The organism is Serinibacter arcticus (assembly GCF_003121705.1).
Classification (GTDB): domain Bacteria; phylum Actinomycetota; class Actinomycetes; order Actinomycetales; family Beutenbergiaceae; genus Litorihabitans.
Map to the genome: position 1 here is coordinate 358,539 of NZ_PYHR01000002.1, position 12,993 is coordinate 371,531.

Below are 12,993 nucleotides of genomic sequence, written 5' to 3' on the forward strand. Positions count from 1 at the left end.
ATGTGTCGGCCGCGTTCTCGAATGTGACGATCGTGTTAACGGGGTGGCGCCGGGTTACGACGTTGGGCGTAATGTTCCATCCCGGGGCTCGAGCAGCAAGGGAGTGGATCGGTGGGTCGTGAACTCGTCTCGGTGAGGCCGGCGCAGGCTGATGACCTGCCCATGCTCGCCGTCATCCTCGAGGAGGCCGGTGCGGAGCACCCGCTCGGGGCCCCGTTGGGAGTACCCGCGCCCGGGATCCTGCTGCGTCGGCTGCGCGCCTTCGTCGACAACCACCCCGGTCGGATCTCGGTCGCCGAGGTCGGGACGAGCCAGGTCGGCGCCGCCATCTCCCAGGTCTACGAGCCCGGTCTGTTCTCCGAGACGCCGTGGCTGCAGGTCGAGATCCTCTACGTGCGACCCGAGTGGCGTCGACGCGGCGTGGGCCGCGCGCTGATGGCGGACCAGGCCGTCTTCGCGGCGTCCGCCGGCACGGACACCATCGTCACGCTGCCGGTCTCCGGCGCCCGCAGCGAGCAGCGCTTCCTCTCGCGCCTGGGCTTCTCCGCCGTCGGCTCGCGCCGCACGTGCGAGGTGGCCACGCTGCACCGCCGCCTCGGCCAGGACACCCCGCGCGGCGGCCTCGAGGCGATCATCGCCCGGCGTCGCGCCATGAACGAGCGCGTCAACACGCCGCCCCGCGGGATCGAGCTCCCGCCGCCCGAGGATCAGGACGGCGTGGCCCCCGCGCTGTTCCCCGCGGCGCCCGCCGTCGTGGAGCCGCTCGCGCCGTCGAGCAGGAGGCAGGTCAGGCGCGCCGAGCTGATGCGGCGCTCCGCCTCGTCCGTCACCTCGACCAGGTAGGTCGCGCTCGACCGTCCCAGGTGGACGGCCGTCGCCCGTGCCCGCACGGTTCCCGATCGCGCGGCGCGGTGGTGGGTCACCGACAGCTCGAGCCCGACGGCGGCCCGTCCCGGTCCCGCGTGCTGCTGTGCGGCCACGGAGCCCACCGTCTCGGCGAGCGCCGCCGTCGCGCCGCCGTGCAGCAGCCCGTACGGCTGGGTGTTCCCCGCGACGGGCATCGTGCCGGTGCAGCCCTGGGCGCTGATCTCGGACAGCTCCATCCCGAGCCGCTCCATCAGGGTGCCGGTGAGGTCGGGAGTCTCGATGTCGGACATGCCACCTAGGCTGGCACCCGTGACCGACCACGACGCCCTCGACGCACCGGCCGACCCCGAGATCACGGCCCCGGCCGCGGCCTCCGACGCGAAGCTGCTCCTCATCGACGGCCACTCGATGGCCTTCCGCGCCTTCTTCGCGCTGCCGGTGGAGAACTTCGCCACGACCGACGGCCAGCCGACCAACGCCGTGTACGGCTTCACCTCGATGCTCATCAACCTCGTGCGCGACGAGCAGCCGACCCACGTCTTCGTGGCCTGGGACATGTCGGGCCCCACGTTCCGCACGGAGCAGTACGCGGAGTACAAGGGCACGCGCTCGGCGGCGCCGGACGAGTTCAAGGGCCAGGTCCCGCTCATCCAGGAGGTGCTCGCCGCGCTGAGCATCCCGCACGTGGGGATCTCCGGCATCGAGGCCGACGACGTGCTCGCCACGCTGACGGACCGCGCGGAGCGGCAGGGCGCCGAGGTCCTCGTCTGCTCGGGCGACCGCGACACTTTCCAGCTCGTCACCGACCGCGTGACGGTCCTCTACCCCCGCAAGGGCGTCTCCGACCTCGTGCGGATGACTCCCGCCGCCGTCGAGGAGAAGTACGGCGTGCCGCCGGGGCGCTACCCCGACCTCGCGGCGCTCGTCGGCGAGACGAGCGACAACCTCCCCGGCGTCCCCGGCGTCGGTCCGAAGACGGCCGCGAAGTGGATCAACGCCTACGACGGGCTCGACGGCGTCGTGGGCTCCGCCACCGCGATCACCGGCAAGGCGGGGGAGAGCCTGCGGGCCAACCTCGCCCAGGTGATCATGAACCGCCAGCTCAACGGGCTCATGCGCGACGTCGACACCCCGCTCCAGCTCGCCGACCTCGTGCGCGTGCCGATCGACCGCGAGGCCGTGCACCAGGTCTTCGACGCGCTGCAGTTCCGCGTGCTGCGCGACCGGCTGTTCGACATGCTGCCGAAGGACGAGGCGGGCACGGCGGAGGACGTCGAGGATCTCGCCGTGCAGGTCACCGACCTCGTGCCCGGTGCCCTGGCGCCGTGGCTCGCGGCCCGTGAGGGCCAGGAGCTGGGGCTCGACGTCGCGGGGACGTCGGCGCACGGCACGGGCGACGCGTGGGCCCTGGCGATCGCCGACGGCGAGGGGGAGTCGCTCGCGATCGACCTCGCCACCATCGGTGACGCCGACCTCGACGTGCTCGGCGCCTGGCTGGCCGACCCCGCGGCCGCGATCACGGTGCACGACGCCAAGTCCACGTCGCACTCGCTCGCCGGTCGCGGCCTCGTGCTCGCCGGCGTCACGCTGGACACGCTGCTGGCCGCCTACCTGTGCCACCCCGACCAGCGGACCTACGACCTCGGCGACCTCACGGTGCGCTACCTCAAGCGCGAGCTGCCGAGCGGCGTCGACGCCGCCTCGGACGGCATGCTCGACCTGGGGCTCGACGGCGACTCCTCCGGCGGTCGGACGGCCGCCGCGCGGGCCGTCGCAGTCCGGGAGCTCGGCGAGCCGCTGCGGGCCGATCTCGCGACCCGCGGGGCGACGGCGCTCATGGGCGACGTCGAGCTGCCCGTGCTCGCCACCCTCGTGGACATGGAGCGCGCGGGCATCGCGGCGGACGTCCCGTACTTCACCACGCTGCTGAACGAGTTCGACGCCGCCGTCGAGCGGGCGGCCGCGGGCGCGTACGAGGCGATCGGGCGCAGCGTGAACCTCGGCTCGCCGAAGCAGCTCCAGGAGGTGCTGTTCGACGAGCTCGGGATGCCCAAGACCCGCAAGACCAAGACGGGCTACACCACCGACGCCGACGCCCTCGCCGACCTCTTCGCGCGGACCGAGCACCCGTTCCTGGAGAACCTCCTCGCCCACCGCGAGGCGATCCGGCTGCGCCAGACCGTCGAGGGGCTGCTGAAGTCCGTCTCGCCGGACGGTCGCATCCACACGACCTTCCAGCAGACCGTGGCCGCGACCGGCCGGCTGTCGTCGGTCGATCCCAACCTCCAGAACATCCCGATCCGCACGACGGAGGGGTACCGGATCCGCGAGGGCTTCGTCGTCGGGGAGGGCTACGAAGGCCTCCTGACGGCCGACTACTCCCAGATCGAGATGCGCATCATGGCGCACCTGTCGGGCGACGCCGGACTCATCGAGGCCTTCCGCTCCGGCGAGGACCTGCACCGCTACGTGGGCTCGCGGGTGTTCGGCGTCGCCCCCGAGGACGTCACCTCGGCGATGCGCGCGAAGATCAAGGCGATGTCCTACGGCCTCGCCTACGGCCTGTCGGCGTTCGGGCTGTCCAAGCAGCTGGGCATCGGGGCCGGCGAGGCCCGCGGCCTGATGGACGACTACTTCGAGCGCTTCGGGGGCGTCCGCGACTACCTCACGGGCGTCGTCGACGACGCGCGCCAGGAGGGCTGGACCTCGACGATCCTCGATCGCCGGCGCTACCTGCCCGACCTCACGAGCGACAACCGCCAGCGCCGGGAGATGGCCGAGCGGATGGCGCTCAACGCACCCATCCAGGGTTCGGCGGCCGACGTCGTGAAGGTCGCGATGATCGGGGTCTCCTCGCAGCTGCGGCTGCGCGGCCTGGCGTCGCGGCTCCTGCTGCAGGTCCACGACGAGCTCGTGCTGGAGGTGGCACCGGGGGAGCGCGAGGAGGTCACCGAGCTCGTCCGCGCCCAGATGGCCGCGGCGGCGGACCTGTCCGTGCCGCTGGACGTGAGCGTCGGTTTCGGTCGCAGCTGGCGCGACGCCGGGCACTGAGCAGCACGGGCGACGCCGGCGCGACCTCGAGGACCGAGCGCCGCCGGAGCCGCGTCCGTCGGCCTCAGGCGGGCAGCTGCGCGCCGAGCACGAGCGTCCCCGGCAGGTGCCGGGAGCGCAGCTCGCTCCAGCCGCCCCAGGTGCTGCGTCCCGGCTGCCAGGTCGGCTCGAGCAGCGTCGTGACGTGGAACCCGGCCGCGGTCACCTGGGCCACGTGCTGGGCCAGGGTCCGGTGGTACTCCGCGTAGATCACGGCGCCCGTCTCGTCGAGCTCGCGGTAGGGCGTGTCGTCGACGTAGGAGCGCGTCGCCGTCAGCCCGCCCGGGCCGGGGTCGTCGGGGAACGCCCAGCGCACCGGGTGCGTGGTGGAGAAGACCCAGCGGCCCCCGGGGCGCAGCACCCGGGCGGCCTCCCGGTGCACGGCCGCGGCGTCGGCGACGAACGGCAGCACGCCGTAGGACGTGAACACGACGTCGAACGCGCCGTCCGTGAACGGGAGGTGCAGGGCGTCGGCCTGGACCAGCGGGAGGTCGACGCCGGTGCGCTCGTTCGCGGCCCGGCCGGCGCGGAGCATCGCGTGCGAGAGGTCCGTCGCCACGACGTCGACACCGCGGGAGGCCAGCCAGCGGCCGCACGGTGCGCTGCCGGCGCCCACCTCGAGCACCCGCGCCCCGGTGAGGTCGCCGAGAGCCCCGGCCTCGGCCTCGGTGAGCCCCTCGGGGCCCCACGTGAACGACACCTCGCCCAGCGCGTCGCCGTGCTCGGCCAGGTACTCCTCCGCCTCGCCGTCCCACCAGCGCCGGGCCGTCGCCGCGTCGTCGTGGTCGGCGGGGCCGTAGCCCGCCTCGGCCAGCGTCGGCTCTCTGTCCTCGGTCACACCGGACATCCTCCGTCACGGCGGCGACCTGGCACGTCGTGACGCCGCGACGTCGGGTCCCGGGGTGCCGCAGCGTCCCAGATCACGGCACCGTCACGGTCGTATGTCGAGACGGTGTCGGCAGGCTCGGCGACTTGACCGGGGCTGGCGTTCATGTGACGTTCTCCCAGCGCGGGTGACGGACGTCACCCTCGGTAGACGGAGGAACCTCATGCGCAAACTTCACATCGCGGTCGTCGGCCTCGCCGCGTCGTCCCTGGTCCTGGCCGGCTGTGCCTCGGACCGCGGCGACGACGGCGCGACCACCGAGCCCGCCGAGTCGGGCTCCAGCTCGACGGCCACGGAGGGCGGCGGTTCCGACGGACCGTCGACCTTCACGTTCGCCTCGTCCTCGGACCCGGCCTCGCTCGACCCCGCGTTCGCGAGCGACGGCGAGTCCTTCCGCGTCGCACGCCAGATCTTCGAGGGCCTCGTCGGCGTCGAGCCGGGCACGGCCGACCCCGCGCCCCTGCTGGCCGAGTCCTGGGACGTGAGCGAGGACGGCCTCGAGTACACCTTCCAGCTCAAGGAGGGCGTCAGCTTCCACGACGGCACGCCGTTCGACGGCGAGGCCGTCTGCTTCAACTTCGACCGCTGGGACGGCTTCACCGGGATCGCGGCGTCCGAGTCGATGTCCTACTACTGGGGCAAGGTCAACGGCGGCTACGAGGGCGCCGGCAAGTACGCGTCGTGCGAGGCACCCGACGACGCCACGGCGGTCGTCACCCTGAGCTCGCCGCTGCCCGAGCTGGTCGCGGCACTCAGCCTCCCGGCCTTCTCGATGCAGTCGCCCACGGCGCTGCAGGAGTACGGCGCGGACGACGTCGGCGGCTCCGAGGACGCCCCGACGCTGCCGGAGTACGCCACGGGCCACCCGACCGGCACCGGCCCGTTCACCTTCACCTCGTGGAGCCCGGGCGAGAACGTCACGCTCGGCGCCAACCCCGACTACTGGGGCGAGCAGGGTCAGATCACGACCGTCATCTTCCCCGTCATCTCCGACGCCACGGCCCGCCGCCAGGCGCTCGAGGCCGGCGACATCGACGGCTACGACCTCGTCGGCCCGGCCGACGTCGTCGCGCTGGAGGACGCCGGCTACACGATCGAGAACCGCGACCCCTTCAACGTGCTCTACCTGGGCATGAACCAGGCGATCCCGGAGCTCGCGGACATCCGCGTGCGCCAGGCGATCGCCCACGCGATCGACAAGGACTCCCTCGTCGCGGCGACGCTCCCCGAGGGCACCCTCGTGGCGACGAACTTCGTGCCGCCGTCGGTCCGCGGCCACAGCGACGACGTGCCCACGTACGACTTCGACCAGGACGAGGCCCGCTCGCTCCTGGCCGAGGCCGGGGTCAGCGACCTGACGCTGAACTTCACCTACCCGACCAACGTGTCGCGTCCGTACATGCCGACGCCGGAGCAGGTCTTCGAGCGGATCGCCGCTGACCTCGAGGAGGTCGGCATCACGGTCGAGGCGACGCCGCTGCCGTGGAGCCCGGACTACCTCGACCGCATCCAGGGAGGCGCCGACCACGGTCTGCACCTCCTGGGCTGGACGGGTGACTACAACGACACCTACAACTTCATCGGCGTGTTCTTCGGCGCGCAGTCGAACGAGTGGGGCTTCGACGACCCGGCCCTGTTCGAGTCGCTCTCGACGGCCCGCGTGGCCACCGACGAGGCCGAGCAGACCGCGCTGTACGAGGAGGCCAACGTGGAGATCATGACGTCGCTCCCCGGCATCCCGATCGCGCACCCGGTGCCGTCGCTCGCGTTCCGTCCCGGTGTCGAGAACTACCCGGCGTCGCCGGTCCAGGACGAGGTCTACAACGTCATCACGCTGACGGACTGACCCCGCCCGAACGCCCCGGATCCGGTGCCCGCGCCCCACGGCGCGGGCACCGGATCCGCCACGACCTGCGAGAGACCTCCTTGTGCTGATGCTCATCGTGCGCCGCCTGGCGCAGCTGGTGCCCACCCTGATCGGCCTGACGATCCTGCTGTTCTTCTGGGTGCGCGCCCTTCCGGGCGGCCCCGCCGTCGCGCTCCTGGGTGAGCGCGCCACCCCCGAGGCCGTCGCGGACATCAACCGCCTCTACGGCTTCGACCGCCCCCTCCTCGAGCAGTACTTCACGTACGTGGGCCGCCTGCTCCAGGGCGACTTCGGCACGTCGATCCGGACGCGTCGTCCGGTGCTCGAGGAGTTCATCGACCGGTTCCCGGCCACGCTCGAGCTCAGCCTGGCGGCGCTGCTGTTCGCCGTCGTCGTCGCCATCCCGCTCGGCTACGTCGCCGCGCGCCGCCGCGGCACGATCGTCGACCACACCTCCGTCGTCGTCTCGCTGATCGGTGTGACGGTCCCGGTCTTCTTCCTCGCGTTCATCCTCAAGTACGTCTTCGCGGTCAAGCTCGGCTGGTTCGCGACGACGGGGCGCGCCTCTGTCGACATCAACGCCACCAACCCCACGAACCTCTACGTGCTCGACGGCCTGCTCACCGGTGAGCTCGACGCGAGCTGGGACGCGATCATGCACCTGGTGCTGCCGGCGATCGCCCTCGGGTCGATCCCGCTGGCGATCATCGCGCGCATGACGCGGGCCTCGGTGATGGAGGTGCAGGGCGCCGACTACGTGCGCACCGCCCGCGCCAAGGGCCTGCGCCCCGGCCGCCTGCGCAACCGCGTCATCCTGCGCAACGCGATGCTCCCGGTCGCCACGACGATCGGTCTGCAGGTCGGGCTGCTGCTGTCGGGCGCCGTGCTGACGGAGACGGTGTTCTCCTTCCCCGGCATCGGCAGCTTCCTCTACCAGGCCATCTCCTCCAGCGACTACCCGGTCCTGCAGGGGTTCATCCTCGCGATCGCGGTGGTGTACGCCCTGGTCAACCTCCTGGTCGACATCTCCTACGGCCTCATCGACCCCCGGATGCGAGCCCGCTCATGACCGCCGTCCTCCCGCCCAGCCACGACCCCGACGAGCCGGCGCTGACCGAGACCCCGATCGTCAACGAGAAGGAGACGAGGCGCGGCAAGGACGACGCGGGCGCCAGCATCTGGCGCCTCGCGTTCCGTCGGCTGCGCCGCAACCCGGTCGCGATCATCGGCGCCGTCATCGTCGCGATCTTCCTGATCGTCGCCATCGCGGCACCGTGGCTGGCGCCGTTCCCCGGGGACGCGACGCCCGGCCGCAACCTCATCCGCCCCACCTTCATCCCCGGCCCCTCGGCGGAGTTCCCGCTCGGGCTCGACCGGTTCGGCGGCGACGTCCTCAGCAAGCTGATCTGGGGTGCGCGCGCCTCGCTGGTCATCGGTGTCCTCTCGACGCTCATCGGCCTGGTCGGCGGCGTGCTGCTCGGGCTGCTCGCCGGGGCGTTCGGCGGTTGGGTCGACTCCGGCGTGATGCGCCTGGTCGACCTCATGCTCGCGGTCCCCTCGCTGCTGCTCGCCGTCTCCATCGCCGCCGTCGCGGGTCAGCGCCCGTTCGCGGTGATCCTGGCGATCGGGGTGGTCCAGATCCCCATCTTCGCCCGGCTGCTGCGCGGCTCGATGCTGGCGCAGAAGGGCCAGGACTACGTGCTGGCCGCGCGCTCGCTGGGTCTCAGCCGGGGCACCGTGACGATGTCCCACGTCCTGCCCAACAGCCTCGGACCGGTGATCGTCCAGGCCACCCTCGTGCTGGCGACGGCGGTCATCGAGGCCGCGGCCCTGTCCTTCCTCGGTCTCGGCGGCGGACGCCCGACGACGGCCGAGTGGGGGCGCATGCTCACGCAGGCCCAGAACGAGCTCGCCATCGCGCCGCAGCTCGCGATCTACCCCGGCCTGTGCATCTCCATCACGGCGCTCGGCTTCACCCTGCTGGGGGAGTCGATGCGCGAGGCGCTCGACCCGCGCTCGAGGAAGGGCTGACCCATGACCGAGGACCTCGGCGTGCCGACCACCCCCGCACCCACCCCCGAACCCGGGGCCGCGACCGACGTGCTGCTGCGCGTACGCGACCTCGAGGTCACCTTCTCCACCGAGCAGGGCCCGGTCGTGGCCGCGCGGAACGTCTCCTTCGACGTCCTCGAGGGCCAGACCGTGGCGATCGTCGGCGAGTCGGGCTCCGGCAAGACGACCGTCGCGACGGCGGTGCTGGGCCTCCTGCCCGGCAACGGCCGCGTGACCGCCGGCTCGGTGGAGATCTCGGGCCGCGACGTCGTCGGGCTCTCACGCGCGGAGCTGCAGAAGATGCGGGGCCGCGTGCTCGGCCTCGTCCCGCAGGACCCCATGACCAACCTCAACCCGGTCGCGACGGTCGGGAGCCAGGTCGTCGAGGCCCTCGAGGCGACGGGGACCGAGCGCGGACGGGCGGCGAGGGACCGTGCCCGCGAGCTGCTCGTCGAGGTCGGCCTCAGCGACGCCGACAGCCGCATGGGTTCCTACCCGCACGAGTTCTCCGGCGGCATGCGCCAGCGCGCGCTCATCGCGATCGGGCTCGCCGGGTCGCCCCAGCTCCTCGTGGCCGACGAGCCCACGTCGGCCCTCGACGTCACGGTGCAGCGCGTCATCCTCGACAAGCTCGCCGACCTCACGACCTCGCGCGGCACGTCGGTCCTGCTGATCACGCACGACCTGGGCCTGGCCGCCGAGCGCGCGTCCCACCTCCTGGTGATGTACCGCGGCGAGCTCGTCGAGCACGGGGCCGCCCGCGAGATCCTGCGCGACCCCCAGCACGAGTACACGAAGCGGCTGCTGGCCGCGGCACCGTCGCTGGCCTCGCGCCGGATCCAGATCGCCAAGCACAGCGGCCACCTCGAGGCCGTCACCGACGACCTGCTCGCGCCGACCGAGCGCACGGACGAGCCGTCGGACGTCGCGACCGCGCCGACGACCGGTGCGACCGGCGGCGTGACGGCGGACCCGGCGTCCGACGTCGACACCCCCGCCCCGGTCATCCGCGCGGTGAACCTGCGCAAGGTCTTCCCGGGCGGCCGCCGCGGTCTGCGACGCCGGAGCGACGTCGTCGCGGTCGACGACGTCTCGTTCGCCATCCCGCGCGGCCGGACGCTCGGCATCGTGGGGGAGTCGGGATCGGGCAAGTCGACCGTCGCGAAGATGGTGCTCGACCTGCTGCCCCCGACCTCGGGGAGCGTCGAGCTCGACGGGCTCACGGTGGGCGCCCGCACCCAGGCCGAGGAGGTCGCCTTCCGCCGGCGGGTGCAGCCGATCTTCCAGGACCCGTACTCCTCGCTCGACCCCCTGTTCACGATCGCGCGCACCGTCGAGGAGCCCCTGCGGGCTCACGGCGTCGGCTCGGCGACCGTGCGACGCGCGCGGGTCAGGGAGCTGTTGGACCAGGTCGCGCTGCCGAGCGACGTGATGCGTCGCTACCCCTCGGAGCTCTCGGGCGGTCAGCGGCAGCGGGTCGCGATCGCCCGCGCGCTGGCGCTCAACCCCGACGTCGTCGTGTGCGACGAGGCGGTCTCGGCGCTCGACGTCGTGGTGCAGGCCCAGATCCTGCACCTGCTCGCCGAGCTGCAGACGGAGCTCGACCTCACCTACCTGTTCATCTCCCACGACCTCGCCGTGGTCCGTCAGATCGCGGACCAGGTCGTCGTGATGGAGCACGGGCGCGTGGTGGAGCAGGGCAGCACGGACCAGGTGTTCGACGACCCCCAGGAGGCCTACACCCAGGCCCTCCTGGCGGCGATCCCCGGGGCTGGTCTCGAGCTGGCGATCTCCTGATCGTCCGCCGACGCGTCCCGACGCACCCCGACCGCGGTGTTGGCGCACGCGCGGCGGCCGGGCTAGGATGGACGCTGGCGCTTGCTGCTCGCGCGCCCTCTCATGCTCTGGTGATCGCCCTCCGTGACGGTCCGTGGCCGGTCGGGAGGCGCGGGCGACCGCCGGTCCTCATCCTGGACCGACGGGCGGACGCCGTCCACCAGTCCATTCGATCCCTGTCCGCAACGGAGTCTCTCCTACATGACCATCTCCACCCCCGCCCCGGCTGTCCCGCAGGTCGCGATCAACGACATCGGTTCGGCCGAGGACTTCCTCGCCGCCGTCGACGCGACCATCAAGTACTTCAACGACGGCGACATCGTCGAGGGCACCATCGTCAAGGTCGACCGCGACGAGGTCCTTCTTGACATCGGTTACAAGACGGAGGGGGTCATCCTCTCCCGCGAGCTCTCGATCAAGCACGACGTCGACCCGGACGAGGTCGTCAAGGTCGGCGAGATCGTCGAGGCCCTGGTCCTCCAGAAGGAGGACAAGGAGGGACGTCTTCTCCTGTCCAAGAAGCGCGCCCAGTACGAGCGCGCCTGGGGCACGATCGAGAAGATCAAGGAGGAGGACGGCGTCGTCACCGGCACCGTCATCGAGGTCGTCAAGGGTGGACTCATCCTCGACATCGGCCTCCGTGGCTTCCTCCCCGCCTCGCTCGTGGAGATGCGTCGCGTCCGCGACCTCCAGCCGTACGTCGGCAAGGAGATCGAGGCCAAGATCATCGAGCTCGACAAGAACCGCAACAACGTGGTCCTGTCGCGTCGCGCCTGGCTCGAGCAGACCCAGTCCGAGGTCCGCTCGACCTTCCTGTCGACGCTGGCCAAGGGCCAGGTGCGTCCGGGTGTCGTGTCGTCCATCGTGAACTTCGGTGCGTTCGTGGACCTCGGCGGCGTCGACGGTCTCGTCCACGTCTCGGAGCTGTCCTGGAAGCACATCGACCACCCCTCCGAGGTCGTCGAGGTCGGCCAGGAGGTCACGGTCGAGGTTCTCGACGTCGAGCTCGACCGCGAGCGCGTCTCGCTGTCGCTCAAGGCGACGCAGGAGGACCCGTGGCAGCAGTTCGCGCGGACCCACGCCATCGGTCAGGTCGTGCCCGGAAAGGTCACCAAGCTCGTCCCGTTCGGTGCGTTCGTTCGTGTCGAGGACGGCATCGAGGGCCTCGTGCACATCTCCGAGCTGGCCGTGCGTCACGTCGAGCTCCCGGAGCAGGTCGCGAAGGTCGGCGAGGAGGTCTTCGTCAAGGTCATCGACATCGACCTCGAGCGTCGCCGCATCTCGCTGTCGCTGAAGCAGGCCAACGAGGGCGTCGACCCCGCGTCGGACGACTTCGACCCCAGCCTCTACGGCATGGCGGCCGAGTACGACGAGGCCGGGAACTACAAGTACCCGGAGGGCTTCGACTCGGAGACCAACGAGTGGCTCGAGGGCTTCGACACGCAGCGCGAGGAGTGGGAGCGGCAGTACGCCGAGGCCCAGTCGCGCTGGGAGGCCCACAAGAAGCAGGTCGCCAGCGCGATCGAGGCCGACGCCGAGGCTCCGGCCGAGGCGGCCGGCACGAGCAGCAGCAGCAGCTCCTCCTCGGAGTCCGCTGCGTCCAGCTACTCCTCGGCCCCGTCGGGCCCGAGCGGGACGCTGGCCTCGGACGAGGCGCTCGCCGCGCTTCGCGAGAAGCTCACCGGCGCCTGAGCCCCAGGCTCCCGTAGCACCGACGACGCCCGTCACCTCCTCGGAGGTGGCGGGCGTCGCCGTCGTCCGGGGGTACTTCCCGACCCACCCGGGGGTACTTCCTGCCGCACCAGGGGGTCATTCGTGTCGTCAGCCCCAGCGCCCGAACGTGATCGCGGCGAGGGCCAGGGCGGCGAGCGTCTCGCCGTCGCGAATCTCGCCGCGTCGCACGAGGTCGCCGATCTCCGACCACTCCACGGTGCGGACCTGGGAAATGCCCTCCGCGGCGGCGTCGTGCCCGACTCCGTCCCCGACGACGACACCCTCGGCCACCACCACCGTGCCCGGCGCCCGACACACGCCGTTGAGCGAGTCGACCTCGCCCGCGATCCGCCAGCGACCGCCGGTCACGCCGGCCTCCTCGAGCAGCTCTCGCCGCCCGGCGGTGATCGGGTCCTCACCGTCGCTACCGCCGGCCGGCACCTCCCAGCCCGCGCCCGTCGTGTACCGGTCGACCTTCACCAGCACGACCCTGTCCTCGTCGTCGACGGCGACGACGAAGACCGCGGGGGAGCGCACCTCCACGACGCCGTAGATCCCGGTCCCGCCGTCGGGTCGGACCACCTCGTCCTCGGTGACGCTGATCCAGGGATTGCCGTAGACCTCACGGCTCGAGACCTGCTGCCACTGCGACGTCGCGCTCATCGCCCGATTGTGTCAGCCC

Annotated in this window: 9 protein-coding genes and 1 pseudogene; 7 read left to right on the plus strand and 3 right to left on the minus strand. The window is 71.9% G+C overall.

Annotated elements, in window-relative coordinates:
* Positions 1-162: 162 nt before the first annotated feature.
* Positions 163-552, plus strand: a pseudogene (locus C8046_RS19060) (GNAT family N-acetyltransferase); the annotation flags it as partial.
* A gap of 155 nt (positions 553-707) precedes the next feature.
* On the opposite strand, the gene C8046_RS01735 reads toward C8046_RS19060, so the two are convergent.
* Positions 708-1,157 (minus strand): PaaI family thioesterase, encoded by a 450-nt coding sequence (locus tag C8046_RS01735; RefSeq protein ID WP_109228003.1) that lies wholly within the window; start codon positions 1,155-1,157, stop codon positions 708-710.
* On the opposite strand from C8046_RS01735, the gene polA reads away from it, so the two are divergent.
* A complete protein-coding gene (polA, locus tag C8046_RS01740; RefSeq protein ID WP_109228004.1) occupies positions 1,156-3,918 on the plus strand; it encodes a DNA polymerase I in 2,763 nt (920 codons plus the stop codon). The genes C8046_RS01735 and polA overlap by 2 nt on opposite strands.
* 64 nt (positions 3,919-3,982) lie before the next feature.
* Here polA and C8046_RS01745 read toward each other — a convergent pair whose 3' ends face one another.
* Positions 3,983-4,804, minus strand: a complete 822-nt coding sequence (locus C8046_RS01745; protein ID WP_109228005.1) for a class I SAM-dependent methyltransferase — start codon at positions 4,802-4,804, stop codon at positions 3,983-3,985.
* Between the two features lie 202 nt (positions 4,805-5,006).
* Between C8046_RS01745 and C8046_RS01750 the strand changes: the two genes are divergently transcribed.
* From C8046_RS01750 to rpsA, 5 genes are all read left to right on the plus strand, one after another.
* Positions 5,007-6,689 (plus strand): ABC transporter substrate-binding protein, encoded by a 1,683-nt coding sequence (locus C8046_RS01750; protein ID WP_109228006.1) that lies wholly within the window; start codon positions 5,007-5,009, stop codon positions 6,687-6,689.
* An 82-nt stretch (positions 6,690-6,771) separates the two neighbouring features.
* Complete coding sequence (locus C8046_RS01755; RefSeq protein WP_109228007.1) at positions 6,772-7,779, plus strand: ABC transporter permease; 1,008 nt, start codon at positions 6,772-6,774, stop codon at positions 7,777-7,779.
* Positions 7,776-8,741 (plus strand): ABC transporter permease, encoded by a 966-nt coding sequence (locus C8046_RS01760; protein WP_109228008.1) that lies wholly within the window; start codon positions 7,776-7,778, stop codon positions 8,739-8,741. The genes C8046_RS01755 and C8046_RS01760 overlap by 4 nt, the downstream gene beginning before the upstream one ends.
* A gap of 3 nt (positions 8,742-8,744) precedes the next feature.
* Positions 8,745-10,559, plus strand: coding sequence for a dipeptide ABC transporter ATP-binding protein (locus tag C8046_RS01765; RefSeq protein WP_109228009.1), 1,815 nt, complete (start codon positions 8,745-8,747; stop codon positions 10,557-10,559).
* 240 nt (positions 10,560-10,799) lie between these two features.
* On the plus strand, positions 10,800-12,290 hold the full coding sequence (gene rpsA / locus C8046_RS01770) for a 30S ribosomal protein S1 (RefSeq protein ID WP_109228010.1): 1,491 nt from the start codon (positions 10,800-10,802) through the stop codon (positions 12,288-12,290).
* Between the two features lie 129 nt (positions 12,291-12,419).
* On the opposite strand, the gene C8046_RS01775 is transcribed toward rpsA, so the two are convergent.
* Positions 12,420-12,974 (minus strand): NUDIX domain-containing protein, encoded by a 555-nt coding sequence (locus tag C8046_RS01775; RefSeq protein WP_109228011.1) that lies wholly within the window; start codon positions 12,972-12,974, stop codon positions 12,420-12,422.
* Between the last annotated feature and the right edge of the window lie 19 nt (positions 12,975-12,993).

Coding starts and splice junctions, on each gene's coding strand:
- polA (WP_109228004.1), top strand. CDS start 1,156: ATGCCACCTAGGCTGGCACCCGTGACCGACCACGACGCCCTCGACGCA.
- C8046_RS01735 (WP_109228003.1), bottom strand. CDS start 1,157: ATGTCCGACATCGAGACTCCCGACCTCACCGGCACCCTGATGGAGCGG.
- C8046_RS01745 (WP_109228005.1), bottom strand. CDS start 4,804: ATGTCCGGTGTGACCGAGGACAGAGAGCCGACGCTGGCCGAGGCGGGC.
- C8046_RS01750 (WP_109228006.1), top strand. CDS start 5,007: ATGCGCAAACTTCACATCGCGGTCGTCGGCCTCGCCGCGTCGTCCCTG.
- C8046_RS01760 (WP_109228008.1), top strand. CDS start 7,776: ATGACCGCCGTCCTCCCGCCCAGCCACGACCCCGACGAGCCGGCGCTG.
- C8046_RS01765 (WP_109228009.1), top strand. CDS start 8,745: ATGACCGAGGACCTCGGCGTGCCGACCACCCCCGCACCCACCCCCGAA.
- rpsA (WP_109228010.1), top strand. CDS start 10,800: ATGACCATCTCCACCCCCGCCCCGGCTGTCCCGCAGGTCGCGATCAAC.
- C8046_RS01775 (WP_109228011.1), bottom strand. CDS start 12,974: ATGAGCGCGACGTCGCAGTGGCAGCAGGTCTCGAGCCGTGAGGTCTAC.